Here is an 18,698-nt window from a genome sequence, read left to right as displayed (position 1 = left end):
TCGCGCCGTTACTGCCGATACTTCATCCGTTTTAGGGCCGCTGGAAAATTTGCCTTTTCACATACACGGAAACTATCTGGATGAAACAGTTATCACTTCGCACGGGGTTGCTGGCATTGCTGGCATTTATGACACTGCTGCTGTTGGCGGTGAGTTTTATGGGTATCGTGGCAATTAACAAAGGGAATCGCTCGCTGGATGTGATCAACCGCATTCAGGGGATCGAGCTGAACAGTCTTTACCAGAGCAATGCCGATCTGATGCAGGCCCGCGCTAACGCCGCGCTGGCGGTGCGTAAAATTGAAATTGGTTTACTGGAAGAGGGTGCGGCAGTAACAAAACTGTCGCAGGCGGATGTGGTCTCATCACAGCAAAGCCTGAAGCGCTTTGTAGACGCCGGAACGGTGACGGCGCACGGCAAAAAGCTGGCTGATGCAGTTTCGGCCAGTTACAAAGCCTATCTCGACCAGGGCATCAAACCGATGATGAACGCCCTGGATAAGCAATATACCGACGAGTATTACCAGCTGCTGGAAGGCAACCTGGCGACGCTGGCGGCCAGCTACAACAAGGCCGTCACGGACTTCAGCCAGCTGGCCGATCAGATCACGCAGGCCCAGCTGGCGCAGGCGGCCTACAACGAAACCAAAATGAAAATCCTGATCGCTGTGGCGGTGGTATTAACACTGCTGCTGCTGGTGCTCGCCTGGCAACTGCTGCGTCGGATGCTTCTGCAGCCGCTGAACCTGGCCATTCTCCATCTTGAGCAGGTCGCGGCGGGCGACCTCTCGCAGGCGCTGCCACCGTCGGGCAACAATGAGCTGGGGCGGCTTAATCATGCGCTCGCCGGGATGCAGCAGTCGTTGCGTACCTCGGTGAGTCAGGTGCGCGAAGCGAGTATGCAGATCGACATCGGCAGCCGTGAACTGGCCGCGGGCAACGTCAATCTGTCGCAGCGTACCGAAGAGTCCGCCGCCTCGCTGGAGCAGACTGCCGCCAGCATGGAGCAGCTCACGGCAACCGTGCGGCTTAACGCCAGCAATGCCCAGCAGGCGCACCAGCTGGCTAACGCGGTCTCTGATACTGCCGATCGCGGCGCGGAGGTGGTCTGCTATGTGATGGAAAAAATGCATGAGATTACCGACAGTGCCAATCGTATCGGCGACATTCTTGGCGTGATTGATGGTATCGCCTTCCAGACCAATATCCTGGCGCTCAACGCCGCCGTTGAAGCGGCGCGCGCAGGCGAGCAGGGCCGTGGCTTTGCGGTGGTGGCAAACGAAGTGCGCACGCTGGCGCAGCGCAGCGCTAACGCGGCGAAAGAGATCCGTACGCTGATTAGTGATTCACAGTCGCGGGTCAAAGAGGGCAGCGAGATGGCGACGCGGGCCGGGGAAACCATGGATGAGATTTCTGGTGAGGTCATGCGCGTAACGGCACTGATGAAAGAGATCTCGATGGCCTCCGACGAACAGAGCCGTGGCATTGAGCAGGTTAATCTGGCGGTAACACAGATGGATGCGGCGGCGCAGCAGAACGCGGCGCTGGTGGAGCAGGCAACCGCCGCGACCCAGTCGCTGGAAGCGCAGTCCGATCAGCTTCAGGCAACCATGGCGCAGTTCAGGTTGCAGACGGCGTAAAAACAGCAAGGGCGCGAAAATCGCGCCCTTGCTTTTTATATGACTTTTTATACCCCTGCCGGATTAACCCTGACGGCAATCCGGGAACTCGGCCAGGAAACGCTCAACGTCGTTCACCATCGCCTCGTTACCGCAGTAGAACGGGCAGCGCTGGTGCAGCGTGACCGGTGGAATATCCAGAATACGCTTCTGACCGTCGCTGGCTTTACCGCCCGCCTGCTCTGCCAGGAACGCCATCGGGTTGCACTCATACAGCAGACGCAGCTTACCCTGAGGATGGCTGGCGGTGCTTGGGTAGAGGTAGATGCCGCCTTTCAGCAGGTTACGATGGAAATCCGCGACCAGCGATCCGATGTAACGTGAGGTATAAGGACGGTGCGTGGGCAGATCCTCTTCCTGACAGAACTTCAGATATTTCTTCACACCCTGCGGGAAACGAATGTAGTTACCTTCGTTAATGGAATAGGTGTAACCCGTTGGTGGATAGGTCATACGTTCGTGGCTGAGGCAGAACACACCCAGAGACGGATCGTAAGTAAACGCATGCACGCCTGCACCGGTGGTATAAACCATCATGGTGGAGGAGCCGTAAACCACGTAACCGGCAGCGACCTGCTTGTTGCCTGGCTGCATGAAGTCGGCTTCAACAACCGGCGTACCCGGCTCGCTGACGCGGCGGTAGATAGAGAAAATGGTGCCGACGGAAACGTTAACGTCGATGTTAGAAGAACCATCCAGTGGATCCATTAACACCACGTACTTACCGTTTTCTTCACCTTCAAAGATCACAAACTCGTCTTCTTCCTCAGAAGCGATACCGGCGACGATGCCGCGTGCTTTCAGTGCTGCCTTCAGTTTCTCGTTGGCAAACAGATCAAGTTTCATCTGCTGCTCACCCTGAATATTCTCGACGCCGCTGGCACCCAGAATATCCACTAAACCGGCTTTGTTGATATCGCGGTGGATGATTTTGGCACCCAGCTTAATAGCGGAAATCAGCGCTGTCAGTTCACCTGTAGCGTGCGGAAAGTCATGCTGCTTCTCGACGATAAATTCGCCCAACGTTTTCATAACACATTCCCTGAATCTTCGATGGAGTGGCAGCACGCGTAACAGTCTGCCAACGGATGCGTACGCAGTTTAGCCGATTGAACTTCAAAAACCATAGTCCTAATCCGTTTCTTCCATCTGCGAGCGGCGTTACACTGTGCGCCGAACTTTTGAGTAATGGATCACGTAATGCGCATTCACATCCTCGGGATTTGTGGCACTTTTATGGGCGGTCTGGCGATGCTGGCCCGTTCACTTGGTCATCAGGTGACCGGGTCAGACGCCAACGTTTACCCACCTATGAGTACTCTGCTTGAACAGCAAGGCATTGAATTAACAGAAGGTTATGACGCCAGTCAGCTTGATCCGGTGCCGGACTTAGTGATTATCGGCAACGCGATGACGCGGGGTAATCCTTGCGTGGAAGCGGTGCTGGAACGCAACATTCCTTACCTCTCTGGCCCGCAGTGGCTGCACGATTTCGTGCTGCGCGATCGCTGGGTGCTGGCGGTCGCGGGAACCCACGGCAAAACCACCACAGCCGGCATGGCAGCGTGGATTCTCGAGGCCTGCGGCCTTGAGCCTGGCTTTATTATTGGTGGTGTGCCCGGAAACTTTGATGTCTCGGCAAAATTAGGAAAAAGTCCATTCTTCGTGATTGAGGCGGATGAGTACGACTGCGCGTTTTTCGATAAGCGTTCCAAGTTTGTCCATTACTGCCCACGTACGCTGATCCTCAATAATCTTGAGTTTGATCACGCCGATATCTTTGACGATCTGCGGGCGATCCAGAAGCAGTTCCACCATCTGGTGCGGATCGTGCCGGGCCAGGGCAAGATCCTGCTGCCGGAACATGATCCTAACCTCAAACAGGTGATGGCGATGGGCTGCTGGAGCGAACAGGAGAACGTCGGCGAGCACGGGCGCTGGCAGGCGAAGAAGCTCACCAACGATGCGTCTCACTGGGAAATCTGGCTCGACGGCGAAAAAGTCGGGGAAGTGAACTGGGCGCTGGTGGGTGAACACAATATGCACAACGGGCTGATGGCGATTGCTGCCGCGCGCCATGTGGGTGTGAAGCCGGAAGATGCAGGCCAGGCGCTGAACAGCTTTATCAATGCGCGTCGACGGCTGGAGCTGCGCGGCGAAGTGAACAGCATCAAAGTCTATGATGACTTCGCCCACCATCCGACCGCGATTCTGGCGACGCTGGCTGCCCTGCGTAGCAAAGTTGGCGGCAGAGCGCGTATCCTGGCTGTGCTGGAGCCGCGCTCCAATACCATGAAGATGGGCGTAAGCAAGAACGATCTGGCACCGTCGCTGGCGCGTGCTGATGAGGTCTTTCTGTTCCAGCCGCACCATATTCCGTGGCAGGTATCAGATGTCGCAGAAGCGTGCATTCCGCCTGCGCACTGGAGCGCGGATATCGATACCCTGGTGGAAATGGTGGCCAAAGCCGCTCAGCCAGGCGACACGATTCTGGTCATGAGCAACGGCGGGTTTGGTGGCATCCACCAGAAGCTGCTGGACAGGCTGGCATAATGTCACAGGCGCCCGTTTCGGGCGCTTTTTTTAAAAGCATTATCTCCGGAAATATTATTCCCTCAATAAATCCCGCATATTTTTGAATTCGATCTACTCACTCTTCCTGCCGTTGCCATATTTTTCTTATTAGTGTCTGAAACAGAAAGGCCGCTCTCGCCGGTTATTTCTAGCATCATCCCTGTAGTGACTGAGGAATAATAATTAACGCGTTAAAGTTAAAGGAATAAATAACAGATTCTCTTTATGCGCGATCTTATATTGATGAGGATTTTAAATATAAGTTAACTATGGGTTAAACGAATGAGTTCGGATAATTCATTGCTCTGATTACCACTAATAAGGATGTTCATATGGGAAATAATAATTCATTGTCGTTTTTGCTGGGCGCCGCGTTGTTATGCAGTTCTGCTGCGGCGCTGGCCACGGCCACCGTTGATTACCGGCATGAGTACCGCCTTCGCGACCGCACGCACTACGACAAGCTGGGTCTGAGCACCACGCTGCCGGACAATATTTTTCTCGGCGTCGAAACCAAATTCAAAACCGGCGGCGCCGATCCAAAAGACAAATATTATAACGACACCGTGTTAAATGTGGTGGAGGTGACCTTTCTGAAATCGTATTACTGGGGGAACTGGACAGTGTCGCCTTTTATTCAGCCAGAGTTTAACTCCTCGCGCACTGAATGGAAATTTGGTGTGGCACCCTGGTATAAATTTAATGATCGCTGGTCTCTCGGTGGCCTTTATCGTCTTGAGCTGACCGATTATGCGCATGACGATCAATGCCGCACCGGCGGTATTGATTATTGCGATACTGACCGGCATCGCACTGCCAACCGTTTTGATCTCTATCTGCGAAATAAAAGCGATCGGCTGACCACCACCTATAAGCTGGTGTATAAACACGCGGATGCAAAACTCTTTGCCAATAAACATGACGATTACGAACAGGAGTTACAGTTCGATTATGCGCTTGGCAACGATCGCGTCTGGGTGCCTTACGTCACCTTTGGCGATATCGGACGTTCTGCGACATCGAGCGAACGCCAGCTGCGGTTGCGCACCGGTATTCTCTATATCTATCGATAAATGCGCTGCCGGGAGGCGGGCGAGGCTGCCCGCCATGGCGTTACTTCGCTTCGGCCAGTTCGCGCAGATACTGGAAAATCTGACGGGCAGACTTCGGCGGCTTGCTGCCCGCTTTCTCTTTCTGCGCGTTACGGATCATGCTGCGTAACTGCTGACGATCGGCATCGGGATAAAGCGCAATCACGTCGCCCATCGCTTCATCACCCTGTTCAATCAGACGATCGCGCAGCATTTCCAGTTTATGGAACAGCGCAACCTGCTGGTTATGGCGATTATTGAGCTTATCCAGTGCAACGCGGATCGGCTCCACATCAATACTGCGCAGCAGTTTACCGATAAGCTGCAGCTGACGGCGGCGACCCTCTTTCTTGATGCGCTGTGCCAGTTCCACTTCAGTACGCAGGCGCTCATCCAGCGGGATTTTATCCAGCGAGTTTTTACCCAGATCAACCAGTTCGGCACCCAGGCGCTTTAACTCTTCTGCATCGCGTTTAATTTCACTCTTACTGACCCAGATAATCTCTTCATCTTCTTCTTCGTCATTATCTGGCACATCGTCGAGCCACTCATCGGGCTGTTTGGTCATTTCCGGGCTCCCAAAAAAAAGAGGCTAATCCTACCAGTTTATCGGGTGACTGCGAAATTGTTCTCTGACTCTGATAGACTCAAATCATTCACACATAAGATTAGACGGCAGGTCGATGAACGTATCTACTCAGGTTGCAGAACAGCGAAAAGTACTGGAGCAGGCCATTGCGCAGGCACTTGAACTGGCTAAAGCAAGCACTGACAGCGCGGAAGTGGCAGTCAGTAAAACCACCGGCATCGGGGTCAGCACCCGCTATGGCGAAGTGGAAAACGTCGAATTCAACAGCGACGGTGCGCTGGGCATCACCGTCTATCATCAGAATCGTAAAGGCAGCGCCTCATCGACCGACCTCAGCCCGGACGCGATCAAACGCACCGTGCAGGCGGCGATTGATATTGCGCGCTATACCTCGCCCGATCCCTTTGCCGGTCCGGCCGACGCAGAGCTGCTGGCCTATGATGCGCCAGACCTGGATCTCTACCATCCGTGGGAGATTGATGCTGACCGCGCCATTGAACTGGCTGCGCAGGCGGAACAGGCATCACTGCGCGCCGACAAGCGTATTACTAACACTGAAGGTGGCAGCTTCAACAGCCACGTCGGCATCAAAGTCTTTGGCAACAGCCACGGTATGTTACAGAGCTACTGCTCAAGCCGTCACTCGCTCTCCAGCAGCGTGATTGCCGAGCAGGATGGTAATATGGAGCGCGACTACGCCTACACCATTGGGCGCGCGTTTGAAGATTTGAAGAGCCCGGAGTGGGTCGGTGCAGAGTGCGCGCGCCGCACGCTCTCCCGTCTGGCACCGCGTAAACTTCCGACCATGAAAGCCCCGGTGATTTTCGCCTCAGAAGTGGCAACCGGCTTATTTGGTCATCTGGTTGGCGCGATCAGCGGCGGCAACGTTTACCGTAAATCGACCTTCCTGCTGGATTCTATGGGTCAGCAGATCCTGCCGGAGTGGCTCACCATCAATGAACAGCCGCATCTGCTGAAAGGGCTCGCCTCCACGCCATTCGACAGCGAAGGGGTGCGTACCCAGGCGCGCGACATCATCAAAGATGGCGTGCTGCAGACCTGGCTGTTAACCAGCTACTCAGCCCGCAAACTGGGCCTGACCAGCACCGGTCACGCTGGCGGCATTCATAACTGGCGCATTGCGGGCCAGGGCCACAGCTTTGACGACCTGCTGAAGCAGATGGGCACCGGGTTAGTGGTGACCGAACTGATGGGACAGGGCGTCAGCGCCATTACCGGTGATTACTCACGCGGTGCGGCCGGGTTCTGGGTCGAGAATGGCGTTATTCAGTACCCGGTCAGCGAAGTGACTATCGCCGGAAATCTCAAAGAGATGTGGCGCAATATGGTGACCATCGGTGACGATATTGAAACCCGCAGCAATATCCAGTGCGGTTCAGTGTTACTGCCTGAGATGAAGATAGCGGGACAATAAAGATGGATTCCTGAAGCAGCCGGTTGGCTGCTTTTTTTTCATCACAATAAAAAGGAAGTAATGATGCGTAAGCATGTGATTGCAATGTTGTCGGCTTCTCTGTTGTTCTCCAGCGTCAGTCTCTATGCGGCGGATCTGGAGCAGGATATGGATACACTGAATGCGAACCTGAAAATCGTCAAAAAAAGTGACAATGCCCAGGAGATGCAGCAGGCGTTAACCAAAATGCGTGCCGCAGCGCAGGATGCGCGACAGGGCACGCCGGATAAGCTGGAAGGCCAGCCGGCTGACAGCCCACAGGTGAAAGATTTCCATGCCGGTATCGACTCACTGATCGCGCAGATCGATGTGGTCAGCGCGCTGGCGAAAGCCAACAATGTGGACGGAGCGAAACGCGAAGCAGCGAAGTTCGACGACATCCGCAATACCAACCATAAGAAATTCCGTTAATCAGATCGCCGGCCAGCCAGGCCGGCGGTTTTTTACCATCACTTCTGCTTATTACCGTACCCTGAACCCCCGCGCGTCCTGCCTGTCGCCGCACAACATCACCGCTTTTCTCGGTTAAATCCATCAAATTACGCATTCTGCGACGCGTGTCGCACTAAGCATGCAGCCTGCGATCTGACGCACAACCTTCACTTCAATTTCCACTTGCTGCTGGAAATGTTGCCTCTCCACAGCCGGTGCGATGACCGCTAATTTGTTTTTAACGCGAATTATCCGGTTTAACAGGAGTAGCAAGGTGAGTAATAACGGCGTCCCGGTGTATGAAGCGGCACCTGAGAAAGTGCAACAGTTGGCTGACAGCGTGATGACGCAGATTGCTGCGATCTATCAGCAGCAGGGTATTCAGCCCAATGCGGTTCAGCAGCAGATGCTGCAATCGCATGTCGGTGCCATGGCGTCACGCTCGCTGAGCGGTGAGCCGCTGCCGGAAGTGGAAGCGGAGCTGTTTGAGGATATTCCGCCGGAAACGTTAGCGCTGGCGCAGCAGGTCGTCGATCTGTTTGGCAATCTGCCCCGCGAAGAGGCCTGGCTGCTGTCAGTGCATATTGAAGTCGCGCGATCAAACAACCAGAGAGGAACATAAGATGGTAACAGTAGTGATTGGTGATCGTTTAGGTAAAGGACAGAAAGTGGCGGCGGGCATCGAAAAAGCGGGTGGCCGTGCCGTCGTGGTGCCAGGTGTCGCCGCTGACATGAAACTGGGTGATGTGATGAAGGCGGAAAACGCCGATTTCGGCATCTCGTTCTGCGGCAGCGGCGGCGCCGGTGCTATCACCGCTCAGAACAAATATGGCTACAAAGCAAAGCATGGCATGCGTTCTGTCGACGAAGGCGTCACCGCCATTAATGAAGGTGCCACGGTGCTGGGCTTCGGCTTTATGGATAAAGAAGAGTTAGGTGAGCGGCTGGTGCAGGCCTGGAACAAGAAACACGGCAGCTGATTATGAAAGAACAATACGTTACCCAGGTGACGGTCGAGGGCAAAGGCGACACCAAAGCGAAAGCCTTTGCCGATGCCCTGAGTCGTGTGCAGAACCAGGTTCTGCGCGCGACGCAAAAAATTCTGCTGCGCATTGAACCTCAGGATGTCCGGGTGCTGCGCGCGCAGGAGAGCGTCAAAACCGAGAAGTTTCTCTTCTTCTTTCTGGCGCGCCAACGGCGGAGCTTCAGCGTCACGCTGGAGATCACCGTCAGCGTCACCGTTTTCGACACCGAACAGGTGGCGTTCACGGCGGCATCGTAAAACAGAGCCTGTTAACGCCAGCCAGCCGTTTGCCCGATGCTCTGCTGTCGCGACATCGCGATGATCAGGCGTGGGCGATGCGGCGGCGTGCGATTGGGCAGGTAAAAACGACAACAAGGTACAACAACATGTTTTTAATCATTTTGTTTAAGTCGTTGATCATTGGCGGGCTGGTAGGGGTCGGCGTCGGTGCGGGTGCGGCGCGCATGTTCCACGCGCCAACCACTCAGGGCATGGGCGCTTTCCGTACGCTGGGCGAACTGAACTCGTGCGAGGGCGATCCGGCATCCCACTTCTCCTTTGGTCTTGGCTTCTTTTTCAATGCCTGGGCATCGTCGGTTGCAGCCGGTTCATTCACTCAGGATGTGGATCATCGCATCATTCCAAACTGGGGTGCGGCCGCCTTGATGGTGAAGAATCGTAATGTGGCGGAGACGCTGCACGATCCGAAAAAAATGGCCATCGCCTGCGGCATCATCGGCATGATCGTGGTCGCCTTCCTCAACTCCACCGCCTCGGCTGTTCCGGCTGCGCTGCAGGTCACGGCAGTCAAAGTGCTGGTGCCCGCCGCTAACCTGCTGGTGAACACCGTCATGCCGGTGATCTTCTGGCTGGCGGCGATCGACGCGGGCAGAAAGTCAGGTTTCTGGGCCACCATTTTTGGCGGTCTGGCGCAGCTGATCATGGGCAACGCCGTGCCGGGACTGGTGCTGGGTATCCTGATCGGTAAAGGCGTGGAAGAGAGCGGCTGGAACCGGGTCACCAAAGTCATGATGACCGCCATCGTGCTGCTGTTTGTGCTGAGCGGCTTCTTCCGTGGTTTCGATATGAAGCTGCTGCAGTCCTTCCAGCTCGGCATTCCCGGCTGGCTCGACATGATCCATAACTCAGTCAGCGGCAAATAAGAGGCGATGCGATGAACGAAAATAAAGGCTTCTGGTACGCCGACTGGTCTTTCCCGATCTTTGTTGGCCTGCTCTCTTCTGGCGTCTTTGCCGGGACACACATGTATTACCTCTATGGCATCGGCGCGTTCAATGAAGTGGCGTTTGTGTCGATGCTGCGCGCAGGCATGGAGACCGGCGTCTACGGCGCGGTCGCCGCCTTTGGTGCCAGCTTCCTGTTCGCCCGTATCATCGAAGGCTCGCTGGTGGGCATTCTGGATATCGGCGGGGCGATTCAGACCGGCGTCGGGCTGGGCGTTCCGGCACTGCTGCTGGGTGCGGGCATTGTCTTCCCGGTGGCGAACTTCGCTGCCTCGCTGGCGACGGGCCTGGTGATTGGTGTGGCGATTGGCTACCTGATTATTCTGGCGCGTAAATTCACCATCAATCAGAGCGACTCAACCTACGGCGCAGACGTGATGATGGGTGCGGGTAATGCCTCGGGGCGCTTTCTGGGGCCGCTGATCATCCTGTCAGCCATGGCGGCATCCATTCCGATTGGCCTGGGTTCGCTGCTGGGCGCGCTGCTCTTCTATCTCTGGAACAAGCCCATTACCGGCGGCGCTATCCTCGGCGCGATGATCCTTGGGGCACTGTTTCCGATTGCTCTCTGATCTCACCGGCAGCCCGGCAGCGGGCTGCCGTTAAGGAGAAACCATGTACGACTTGATTATTCGCGGTGCGCGTCTCAGCGATGAGCAGGTGGTCGACATTGCGCTGCAGGATGGCCGCATCGCCGCCATAGGCAAGGTGCAGGGCAACGCACAGCGCGAGCGCGATCTGGCTGGCCGTTACTACCTCAGCGCAGGCTGGATCGACTCCCACGTTCACTGCTATCCCAAATCACCGATTTATCATGATGAAGCGGATGCGATTGGTGTTGCGCATGGCGTCACCACGGTTGTCGATGCGGGCAGCACCGGCGCAGAGCACATTGATGACTTTTACCGGCTGACACGCGCGGCACAGACCCAGGTTTATGCGCTGATCAATATCGCCCGCACCGGTATCGTCACCCAGAATGAGCTGGCTGACATGACGCAGATAGATGGCGAGGCGGTGCAGCAGGCGGTGGCGCGGCTGCCCGATTTTATTGTCGGCCTCAAGGCGCGCATCAGCAGCAGCGTAGTGGGCGAGAATGGTGTGCAGCCGCTGATCAAAGCGAAGGCGATCCAGCAGGAAACCGGCGGGCTGCCGCTGATGGTTCACATTGGCAATAATCCGCCCAATCTCGACCAGATTGCGGATCTGCTCACCACGGGTGACATCATCACGCACTGCTTTAACGGCAAACCCAACCGTATCCTGACGCCGCAGGGCGAACTCAAAGCGGCGGTAAAACAGGCTATCGCGCGTGGCGTCAAACTTGATGTCGGCCACGGCAGTGCCAGCTTCAGCTTTGAAGTCGCCCGCGCGGCGATTGCGCAGGGCATTCTGCCCGACACCATCAGCTCTGACATCTACTGCCGCAATCGTCTGGCCGGACCGGTTCACAACCTGGCGCATGTGATGTCGAAATTTTTCAGTGTCGGTATGACGCTGCCGCAGGTGATTGACTGCGTAACGCTCAATGCGGCGGCAGGACTGCGCCTGCAGCGCAAAGGCCAGCTGAAAGTCGGCTACGACGCCGATCTGACTGTGTTTAGCGTCAAAGAGGAAACCCGGCCATTCATCGATTCAGAAGGTGAACAGGTCGCAGGTGAGAAGCATCTGGTCCCGCTGGCGGCCGTCGTTGCTGGTACGTGGATCGCGACTGAAGAAGGAATAGCGCATGACCTCGGTATATGAAAAGTATGGCCTGAAGCCGGTGATTAACGCCTCTGGCCGTATGACGATCCTCGGCGTCTCTACGCCATCGAGTGAGGTGATCGATACGGTGAAATATGGCCTCGATCACTACTTCGAAATGAAAGATCTGGTGGATAAGACCGGTGCTTATATCGCCGGTCTGCTGAAGGTGGAGAACGCGCTGGTGGTCTCCTGCGCCTCGGCCGGTATCGCCCAGAGCGTGGCGGCGGTGATTGTGAAAGACAACGACTGGCTGGTGGATAACCTGCATGCCGCGCCGCTGACCGTCCCGCATCAGATTGTGGTGCCGAAAGGGCACAACGTGAACTATGGCGCACCGGTCGGCAGCATGGTGGCACTGGGTGGCGGACAACTGGTGGAAGCGGGTTACAGCAACGAGTGCTCACCCGCCCAACTGGCGGCGGCGATCACCCCACAGACCGCGGCGATCCTCTATGTAAAATCGCACCACTGTGTGCAGAAGAGCCATCTCGATGTGGCGCAGGCCGCAGCCGTTGCGCGCCAGCATGGCGTCCCGCTGATCGTCGATGCGGCAGCGGAAGAGGATCTGCAATGCTACTACCAGGCGGGTGCCGATCTGGTGATCTACAGCGGAGCAAAAGCGATTGAAGGGCCGACCAGCGGACTGGTGATTGGCCGACACCACTACGTTGAGTGGGTCAAGCGCCAGACCAACGGCATTGGCCGCGCGATGAAAGTGGGCAAAGAGGGGATCCTGGGGCTGACCCAGGCGATTGAAAACTATCTGACGCAGCCAAAAATCAGCGGCGCGCAGATGGTGGAAAAAATGACGCCGTTTATTGAACAGCTCAACAGTCTGAATGGCGTGACGGCCCGGGTAGTGTGGGACGCCGCCGGACGCGACATCGCCCGTGCTGAGATCAAGTTCGACGAAGCCGCGATCCAGCAGCGCACCGGCGATCTGGTGCAGGCGCTGAAAAACGGCGACGTGGCGATCTACTTCCGTGGCTACAAAGCCAACGAAGGGATCATTGAGGCGGACGTGCGCAGCGTCAGCGCCGATCAACTGCACACTATTTTCACCCGCATTCAGGCACTGTTAAACGGAGAGAAAAACGCATGACGCTGACCCCCAATTTCTATCAGGATCGTCTCTGCCTTAACGTACTGGCGGGATCGAAAGAGAATGCGCGCGCCATCTGGCAGGCGGCAGAAGGGCATGTGCTGGTCGGCGTGCTGTCGAAAAACTACGCCAGCAATGAAGCCGCTATCGCCGATATGCGCGAGTATGCCGCGCATATCGATAATGCGCTCTCGATTGGTCTGGGTGCGGGCGATCCCAACCAGTCACAGATGGTGAGTGAGCTCGCGGCAGTGCTGCAACCGCAGCATGTGAATCAGGTCTTTACCGGCGTCGCCACCAGCCGTGCGCTGCTGGGGCAGTCGCAGACAATAGTGAACGGTCTGATCTCGCCCACCGGTACGCCAGGTCAGGTGAAAATCTCCACCGGATCGCGCAGCTCAAAACAGCGTGACGGGATCGTGCCCGTCGAAACGGCGATCGCGATGCTGCAGGATATGGGCGGCAGCTCGGTAAAATATTTCCCGATGGGCGGTCTGCAGGCGGTGGATGAGTATCGCGCTGTGGCGGAAGCCTGTGCAAAACTGGATTTCTGGCTGGAGCCAACCGGCGGCATCGATCTGGAAAATTTCGGTGAGATCGTGCGCATAGCGCTGGAGTCGGGCGTCAGCAAAGTGATCCCGCACGTCTACAGTTCGATCATCGACAAAGACAGCGGAGAGACCCGCATTGAAGATGTGAAGCAGTTGCTGGCCATCTGTAAAACGCTGCTGGCTTAGAGATCAACACGATCTGCCTGCAACAGGCTAGATCGCGCAACATGGACGTTGCGAGACGATCTCCGTAGGCTGATGTTCCCTATTTCTGTCTGCAAACAGGTAACGCTTGTGAGATTTCCCAATCAGCGCCTTGCGCAACTGTTCGATGCCATGCAAAACGAAACGCTGCCTCAGGATGAGCTGGCGCGGCGTTTCGCCGTCTCGACACGCACCGTGCGTACCGATATCACGGCGCTGAATGCGCTGCTGGCAGAACATGGCGCGCAGTTTGTCCTCAATCGCGGCGCGGGCTATCAGCTGAAGATTGAGGATGCTCAGCGCTTTCAGCATCTGCAACAGCATACCGCGTCGCCGCTGCGGGTGCCGCGCACCTCGCCGGATCGGGTTCGCTACCTGCTGACCCGCTTTCTTACCGCCGCCTATTCCCTGAAACTTGAAGAGCTGGCAGAGGAGTGGTTTGTCAGCCGCGCGACCCTGCAGAATGATATGGCGGAGGTGCGCGAATGGCTGGGGCGCTATCACCTCACCATTGAGAGCAAGCCACACTACGGCATGAAACTGTTTGGCAGCGAAGTGGCGATTCGTACCTGCCTGACTGACCTGTTATGGCAAATTGATCAGGCGCAGCCCGAGAGCCCGCTGCTCACTATCGAAGCGCTGAACAGCGGCATGCTGGAGACGCTGCGCCCGCTGCTGCAAAGCTGTTTTGCTCAGCACAACATTCGGCTCAGCGATGAAGGTGAACGCTATCTGCGGCTTTACTGCGCCGTGGCGGTGCGGCGCATCAGTGAAGGCTATCCGCTTAACGATCCGGGTGCAGAGGAGATTGGTGATGAGGTGCGTGAAGCGGCCCATCACCTGATTAATCTGATGCGTCCGCTGGTCAGCAAACCGATTTCACCGGCGGAAGAGAACTGGCTGCGGGTCAATATCGCCGCGCGACGCATTCAGGCGATTGCTCCCAGCGCCATCAATGCTGATGACGCCGACGCGCTGGTGGATTATCTGCTCAGTTTTATCAACACGCATTACAACTTCAATCTGCAAAACGATCAGCAACTGCGTGCTGACCTGCTCACCCACATCAAAACCATGATTACGCGGGTGCGCTATCAGATTCATATTCCCAACCCGCTGCTCAGCAACATCAAACAGCACTATCCCATGGCCTATGATGTCACCTTAGCGGCGGTGACCAGCTGGGGAAAATATACCCCTTACGTCATCACCGAGAATGAGATTGGCTTTCTGGTGCTGCATATCGGTGTCGGGCTGGAGCGCCACTATGACGTCGGTTATCAGCGTCATCCGCAGGTGCTGCTGGTCTGCGACAGCGGTAACTCTACGCTGCGAATGATTGAGGCGATGCTGCTGCGCAAATATCCGCAGTTGCAGGTCACGGCCCGCCTGTCGCAGCGCGAGTATGAGGCGCGCAGCCGCATCGACGAAGATTTTGTTATCTCTACCATCCGGCTCAGCGAAAAAGAGAAGCCGGTGGTGGTGATGTCGCCGTTTCCCACCGGTTTTCAGCTGGAACAGATTGGTAAGCTGGTGCTGGTGGACCGTACCCGGCCCTATATGCTGGCGAAATTTTTTGATGCTCAGCACTTTCATATCGTCGACAGGCCGATGACCCAGTCTGAACTGTTTCGCCAGCTGTGCGATCAACTGGAGGCGGAGGGATTTGTGGATGCGGCGTTCTATCCGTCGGTTGAAGAGCGCGAAGCGATTGTCAGCACCATGCTCGGCGAAGGCATTGCGCTGCCGCACTCGCTGGGGCTACTGGCAAAGAAAACCGTGGTTTACACGGTGCTGGCGCCGCACGGCATCGCCTGGGGAGACGATACCGCCTATGTCATTTTCCTGCTGGCGATCAGCAAAAGTGAATATGAAGAGGCGATGGCGATATACGATCTGTTTGTGACGTTCCTGCGTGAAAGGGCGATGACCCGCCTGCGGGACAGCACCGATTTCACCCGCTTCAGGGCAGTGGCGATGGATTGCCTGAGCCGCTCCTGGCCCTCGCCCTGAATCGGCGCTTTAGTTTTTCTTCGCCAGCAGGCGCGGGATCTCACGCAGGCACCAGGATTTGGCTTCGCCCATGCTGTCACGCCGCCACGCCATAATAATATCGACCTCGCGGGTATATTCCGGACTCACCACCCGCAGACGGCCTTCCGCAATATCCTGCTCCACCAGCGAATAGGGCATGGTCGCCACGCCCAGGCCAGCCAGCAGCGCACGGCGCTTGTCATCCATGCTGCTCACGGTCAGGCGCTGCTGCTTATCCAGTAACTGCACGGTCAGCACCGGACGCTCACGCGCGGTATCTGCGACCGCAATGCCACGGTATTTCACCCGCGTCACTTCAGACTGGGGTTCAGGCTCGTTATGAATCGGGTGGTCAGCACTGGCGACATAGACGCTCATCATGGTGTAGAGCTTGCGCGTATTGATCTCGGTGGAGGCGCGGAAGTGCATATCGGGGGCGATCACGATATCGGCCCGGCCCTGTTCCAGCCGTTCCCACGCGCCCGCCAGCACTTCCGTCACCAGCGAAAATTGTGTGTTGGCCTTGTCGGCCAGCCGCGTCACCAGCGGAAACAGCGCATCAACAGGTACCAGCGCTTCGGTGACGATGGTCAGATGGGTTTCCCAGCCACGTGCCAGCGCTTCCGCATCGGTGGTGAGCTTATCGGCTGCTTCCAGCAGCACCCGGCCACGCTCCAGCAGCATGCGTCCCACGTTAGTAAATTTGGTACGGTGACCGGAACGGTCAAACAGCACCACATCCAGCTCCTCTTCCAGCTTTTGCATGGTGTAGCTGAGGGCGGAAGGAACGCGCCCCAGTTCATCCGCCGCCGCGGCAAAACTGCCACGCCGATCAATCGCATCCATAACGCGTAAAGATTCAAGGGTTAACGCACGCTCTTTAGCCATCCCGGTTCTCTGTCAGGAAATTTGAACATGCCCGGCAGATTAACTGGCTAACAATCCGGCGTCCAGACTTTTACCATGGGAGCATATAGTCCGTGGCCGATCCTCGTCACCGGATGCTGGAGGTAAACAATGATAACGACACGCAGTGCGTCCGCATGTGGTCAGGCCGATTTCGGCTGGTTACAGGCGCGCTACAGTTTCTCTTTTGGCCACTATTTTGATCCCAAACTGATGGGGTACGCGTCGCTGCGCGTACTGAACCAGGAAGTGCTGGCGCCGGGTGCTGCTTTTCAGCCGCGCACCTATCCACAGGTTGATGTCCTGAACATCGTGCTGCAGGGTGAAGCTGAATACCGCGACAGCGAAGGCAACACCATCAGCGTGCGGGAAGGGGAGGCGCTGCTGCTCTCTGCCCAGCCGGGTGTGAGTTACACCGAAATGAACCTGAGCAAAGATCGACCGCTGACACGCATGCAGCTCTGGCTGGCCGCCTGTCCGGAGCGCGAAAATCCGCGGATGCAGAAAATCGCCCTGACGGATGGCCGGTTGTCCCAGCTGATCGCCTCGCCGGATGGCATGGACGACAGTCTGCAACTGCGTCAGCAGGTGTGGATTCATCAGGTCGAGCTGGCACCAGGCGAAAAGCATTCGCTGCGGTTACAGGGGCCGCGTGCCTATCTGCAGTCGATTCACGGTTCGCTGGAAGCGATGTCCGGCACGGATCATCAGGAGAAGCTGGGCTGTGGCGATGGTGCCTTTTTGCAGGAAGAGAAGGTGTTGCAACTGACGGCGAAAACCGCGACCCGCGCACTGGTCATCGACATTCCGGTCTGAACATCGGGCAATAAAAAAGGCGGCCATGGCCGCCTTTTTTGCGTTTTGCGTATTACTTCAGCATGGTGAAGGCCGTGGTGACGTGCTTCACGCCACTGACGCGGCTGGCGACATCAGCCGCTGCCTGCGCTTCCTGCGGTGTCACCAGACCCAGCAGGAACACTTCGCCATTCTCCGTCGTCACCTTCACGTTGGAGGATTTCACCTGATCGCTGCCCAGCAGCTGCGAGCGGATTTTGGTGGTGATCCAGGTGTCTGAAGACGTGGTGCCCAGCGTCACTTTCTGGCCGATACGGATCTCGTTATAGACCTCGGTTGCGCCATCAACGCCCATGGTGATCTGTTTGGCTCGACCGGCGATCTCCTGCGAAGGCGCCTGACCGGTCAGCAACACTTTGCCCTGATAGGCCGTGGCGATAATGCGGGCATCGGTTTTAATCTGCTGATCTTTAGCCAGCGCGTTAGTCACGCGTAGCTCCAGCGTGCTGTCATCAACCTGCGTACCCACCGAGCGTGGATCGGTGGCCGTTTTAGTGGCAACCGCTGCGCCACCCGCCACAACCGCAACGCAGCCCTGCAGCAGCATGGCGGTTAACAGAATAGCTATAGCATTCAATGCTTTCATTCGTGCTCCTTCGGTCATTCCTGATGGGGAAAGAGAGTGTTATCGATCAGATCGCATAAGCAATTAACGGTGAGCATATGCATCTCCTGAATACGGGCGCTGCGGTGCGACGGAATGCGGATCTCCACATCCTGCGGACCCAGCAGTCCGGCGAGCTCTCCGCCATCATACCCGGTAAGCGCAACGATAGTCATATCGCGTGTTACCGCCGCTTCTACGGCCTTAACGATGTCACGGGTGTTGCCACGGGTTGAGATAGCCAGTAACACATCGCCTGCGTGTCCCAGAGCGCGCACCTGCTTGGCATAGATTTCATCGTGCAGGCGGTCATTACCAATCGCGGTCAGCATCACGTTGTCGGCGCTCAACGCCAGCGCCGGTAAGCTTGGGCGTTCGGTCTCGAAACGGTTGATCATGCTGGCGGCGAAGTGCTGTGCATTGGCGGATGAGGCACCGTTGCCACAGCTCAGGATTTTATTGCCATTCAGTAACGACTGCACCAGCGTCATAGCGGCGCGGGAGATGGCATCGGGCAACGCTTCGGCTGCGGCAATCTGAGTTTGAATACTTTCGGTAAAACACGCTTTAATTCTGTCCTGCACAC

General features: G+C 56.6%; 20 protein-coding genes. 15 read left to right on the top strand and 5 right to left on the bottom strand.

Annotation, left to right across the window (positions count from 1 at the left end; genetic code table 11):
* Positions 1 to 80 precede the first annotated feature (80 nt).
* A complete protein-coding gene (locus tag HFD94_RS13350; protein WP_167433197.1) occupies positions 81 to 1,640 on the top strand; it encodes a methyl-accepting chemotaxis protein in 1,560 nt (519 codons plus the stop codon).
* 63 nt (positions 1,641 to 1,703) lie between these two features.
* On the opposite strand, the gene fbp is transcribed toward HFD94_RS13350, so the two are convergent.
* On the bottom strand, positions 1,704 to 2,711 hold the full coding sequence (gene fbp, locus HFD94_RS13345; protein ID WP_010256459.1) for a class 1 fructose-bisphosphatase: 1,008 nt from the start codon (positions 2,709 to 2,711) through the stop codon (positions 1,704 to 1,706).
* Between the two features lie 168 nt (positions 2,712 to 2,879).
* Between fbp and mpl the strand changes: the two genes are divergently transcribed.
* The gene (gene mpl / locus HFD94_RS13340; protein WP_010256463.1) at positions 2,880 to 4,232 is read left to right on the top strand and encodes a UDP-N-acetylmuramate:L-alanyl-gamma-D-glutamyl-meso-diaminopimelate ligase; all 1,353 of its coding nucleotides are present in this window, start codon (positions 2,880 to 2,882) and stop codon (positions 4,230 to 4,232) included.
* Positions 4,233 to 4,585: 353 nt separating this feature from the next.
* Positions 4,586 to 5,326, top strand: a complete 741-nt coding sequence (locus HFD94_RS13335) for an oligogalacturonate-specific porin KdgM family protein (protein ID WP_167433196.1) — start codon at positions 4,586 to 4,588, stop codon at positions 5,324 to 5,326.
* A gap of 40 nt (positions 5,327 to 5,366) precedes the next feature.
* Here HFD94_RS13335 and yjgA read toward each other — a convergent pair whose 3' ends face one another.
* On the bottom strand, positions 5,367 to 5,912 hold the full coding sequence (yjgA, locus tag HFD94_RS13330) for a ribosome biogenesis factor YjgA (RefSeq protein ID WP_010256467.1): 546 nt from the start codon (positions 5,910 to 5,912) through the stop codon (positions 5,367 to 5,369).
* Between the two features lie 115 nt (positions 5,913 to 6,027).
* Between yjgA and pmbA the strand changes: the two genes are divergently transcribed.
* From pmbA to HFD94_RS13275, 11 genes are all read left to right on the top strand, one after another.
* Positions 6,028 to 7,368, top strand: a complete 1,341-nt coding sequence (gene pmbA / locus HFD94_RS13325) for a metalloprotease PmbA (protein ID WP_010256470.1) — start codon at positions 6,028 to 6,030, stop codon at positions 7,366 to 7,368.
* Positions 7,369 to 7,431: 63 nt separating this feature from the next.
* Entirely contained in the window at positions 7,432 to 7,818 is a 387-nt protein-coding gene (gene cybC / locus HFD94_RS13320; RefSeq protein WP_010256473.1) for a cytochrome b562, read from the top strand.
* A gap of 295 nt (positions 7,819 to 8,113) precedes the next feature.
* Positions 8,114 to 8,461: a glycine dehydrogenase gene (locus HFD94_RS13315; protein ID WP_022623928.1), complete on the top strand. Its 348-nt coding sequence runs from the start codon at positions 8,114 to 8,116 to the stop codon at positions 8,459 to 8,461.
* Between the two features lies 1 nt (position 8,462).
* On the top strand, positions 8,463 to 8,819 hold the full coding sequence (locus tag HFD94_RS13310; RefSeq protein WP_010256477.1) for an SFCGS family glycine-rich protein: 357 nt from the start codon (positions 8,463 to 8,465) through the stop codon (positions 8,817 to 8,819).
* A gap of 2 nt (positions 8,820 to 8,821) precedes the next feature.
* Positions 8,822 to 9,121, top strand: a complete 300-nt coding sequence (locus HFD94_RS13305) for a DUF4312 family protein (RefSeq protein ID WP_010256479.1) — start codon at positions 8,822 to 8,824, stop codon at positions 9,119 to 9,121.
* Between the two features lie 128 nt (positions 9,122 to 9,249).
* Positions 9,250 to 10,026: a DUF4311 domain-containing protein gene (locus HFD94_RS13300; RefSeq protein ID WP_010256480.1), complete on the top strand. Its 777-nt coding sequence runs from the start codon at positions 9,250 to 9,252 to the stop codon at positions 10,024 to 10,026.
* Between the two features lie 11 nt (positions 10,027 to 10,037).
* Positions 10,038 to 10,679 (top strand): DUF4310 family protein, encoded by a 642-nt coding sequence (locus tag HFD94_RS13295; RefSeq protein WP_010256482.1) that lies wholly within the window; start codon positions 10,038 to 10,040, stop codon positions 10,677 to 10,679.
* Positions 10,680 to 10,722: 43 nt separating this feature from the next.
* Positions 10,723 to 11,853 (top strand): amidohydrolase/deacetylase family metallohydrolase, encoded by a 1,131-nt coding sequence (locus tag HFD94_RS13290; RefSeq protein ID WP_167423763.1) that lies wholly within the window; start codon positions 10,723 to 10,725, stop codon positions 11,851 to 11,853.
* Positions 11,837 to 12,958 (top strand): DgaE family pyridoxal phosphate-dependent ammonia lyase, encoded by a 1,122-nt coding sequence (locus tag HFD94_RS13285; protein WP_033769812.1) that lies wholly within the window; start codon positions 11,837 to 11,839, stop codon positions 12,956 to 12,958. The genes HFD94_RS13290 and HFD94_RS13285 overlap by 17 nt, the downstream gene beginning before the upstream one ends.
* Positions 12,955 to 13,695 carry a KDGP aldolase family protein gene (locus HFD94_RS13280; RefSeq protein ID WP_167433195.1) on the top strand — a complete coding sequence of 247 codons (741 nt, stop codon included), beginning with the start codon at positions 12,955 to 12,957 and terminating at the stop codon, positions 13,693 to 13,695. The genes HFD94_RS13285 and HFD94_RS13280 overlap by 4 nt, the downstream gene beginning before the upstream one ends.
* A 108-nt stretch (positions 13,696 to 13,803) precedes the next feature.
* On the top strand, positions 13,804 to 15,726 hold the full coding sequence (locus tag HFD94_RS13275) for a transcription antiterminator (RefSeq protein ID WP_031594357.1): 1,923 nt from the start codon (positions 13,804 to 13,806) through the stop codon (positions 15,724 to 15,726).
* Between the two features lie 9 nt (positions 15,727 to 15,735).
* Here HFD94_RS13275 and HFD94_RS13270 read toward each other — a convergent pair whose 3' ends face one another.
* On the bottom strand, positions 15,736 to 16,635 hold the full coding sequence (locus HFD94_RS13270; RefSeq protein WP_010256496.1) for a LysR family transcriptional regulator: 900 nt from the start codon (positions 16,633 to 16,635) through the stop codon (positions 15,736 to 15,738).
* A gap of 129 nt (positions 16,636 to 16,764) precedes the next feature.
* Between HFD94_RS13270 and HFD94_RS13265 the strand changes: the two genes are divergently transcribed.
* On the top strand, positions 16,765 to 17,469 hold the full coding sequence (locus tag HFD94_RS13265) for a pirin family protein (RefSeq protein ID WP_132500092.1): 705 nt from the start codon (positions 16,765 to 16,767) through the stop codon (positions 17,467 to 17,469).
* Positions 17,470 to 17,521: 52 nt separating this feature from the next.
* Here the strand turns inward: HFD94_RS13265 and dolP are convergent, their stop codons facing one another.
* Both dolP and diaA read right to left on the bottom strand, forming a co-directional pair.
* Entirely contained in the window at positions 17,522 to 18,094 is a 573-nt protein-coding gene (gene dolP, locus HFD94_RS13260) for a division/outer membrane stress-associated lipid-binding lipoprotein (RefSeq protein ID WP_010256504.1), read from the bottom strand.
* Between the two features lie 14 nt (positions 18,095 to 18,108).
* Positions 18,109 to 18,696: a DnaA initiator-associating protein DiaA gene (gene diaA, locus HFD94_RS13255; RefSeq protein WP_010256507.1), complete on the bottom strand. Its 588-nt coding sequence runs from the start codon at positions 18,694 to 18,696 to the stop codon at positions 18,109 to 18,111.
* Between the last annotated feature and the right edge of the window lie 2 nt (positions 18,697 to 18,698).

Source organism: Pantoea sp. EKM20T (genome assembly GCF_011800485.1).
Lineage (GTDB): Bacteria > Pseudomonadota > Gammaproteobacteria > Enterobacterales > Enterobacteriaceae > Pantoea > Pantoea agglomerans.
Note: the sequence above shows the minus strand (reverse complement) of the source record. Positions and strands in the feature narration are given on the sequence as shown.

Coding starts and splice junctions, on each gene's coding strand:
- HFD94_RS13350 (WP_167433197.1), top strand. CDS start 81: ATGAAACAGTTATCACTTCGCACGGGGTTGCTGGCATTGCTGGCATTT.
- fbp (WP_010256459.1), bottom strand. CDS start 2,711: ATGAAAACGTTGGGCGAATTTATCGTCGAGAAGCAGCATGACTTTCCG.
- mpl (WP_010256463.1), top strand. CDS start 2,880: ATGCGCATTCACATCCTCGGGATTTGTGGCACTTTTATGGGCGGTCTG.
- HFD94_RS13335 (WP_167433196.1), top strand. CDS start 4,586: ATGGGAAATAATAATTCATTGTCGTTTTTGCTGGGCGCCGCGTTGTTA.
- yjgA (WP_010256467.1), bottom strand. CDS start 5,912: ATGACCAAACAGCCCGATGAGTGGCTCGACGATGTGCCAGATAATGAC.
- pmbA (WP_010256470.1), top strand. CDS start 6,028: ATGAACGTATCTACTCAGGTTGCAGAACAGCGAAAAGTACTGGAGCAG.
- cybC (WP_010256473.1), top strand. CDS start 7,432: ATGCGTAAGCATGTGATTGCAATGTTGTCGGCTTCTCTGTTGTTCTCC.
- HFD94_RS13310 (WP_010256477.1), top strand. CDS start 8,463: ATGGTAACAGTAGTGATTGGTGATCGTTTAGGTAAAGGACAGAAAGTG.
- HFD94_RS13305 (WP_010256479.1), top strand. CDS start 8,822: ATGAAAGAACAATACGTTACCCAGGTGACGGTCGAGGGCAAAGGCGAC.
- HFD94_RS13300 (WP_010256480.1), top strand. CDS start 9,250: ATGTTTTTAATCATTTTGTTTAAGTCGTTGATCATTGGCGGGCTGGTA.
- HFD94_RS13295 (WP_010256482.1), top strand. CDS start 10,038: ATGAACGAAAATAAAGGCTTCTGGTACGCCGACTGGTCTTTCCCGATC.
- HFD94_RS13290 (WP_167423763.1), top strand. CDS start 10,723: ATGTACGACTTGATTATTCGCGGTGCGCGTCTCAGCGATGAGCAGGTG.
- HFD94_RS13285 (WP_033769812.1), top strand. CDS start 11,837: ATGACCTCGGTATATGAAAAGTATGGCCTGAAGCCGGTGATTAACGCC.
- HFD94_RS13280 (WP_167433195.1), top strand. CDS start 12,955: ATGACGCTGACCCCCAATTTCTATCAGGATCGTCTCTGCCTTAACGTA.
- HFD94_RS13270 (WP_010256496.1), bottom strand. CDS start 16,635: ATGGCTAAAGAGCGTGCGTTAACCCTTGAATCTTTACGCGTTATGGAT.
- HFD94_RS13265 (WP_132500092.1), top strand. CDS start 16,765: ATGATAACGACACGCAGTGCGTCCGCATGTGGTCAGGCCGATTTCGGC.
- dolP (WP_010256504.1), bottom strand. CDS start 18,094: ATGAAAGCATTGAATGCTATAGCTATTCTGTTAACCGCCATGCTGCTG.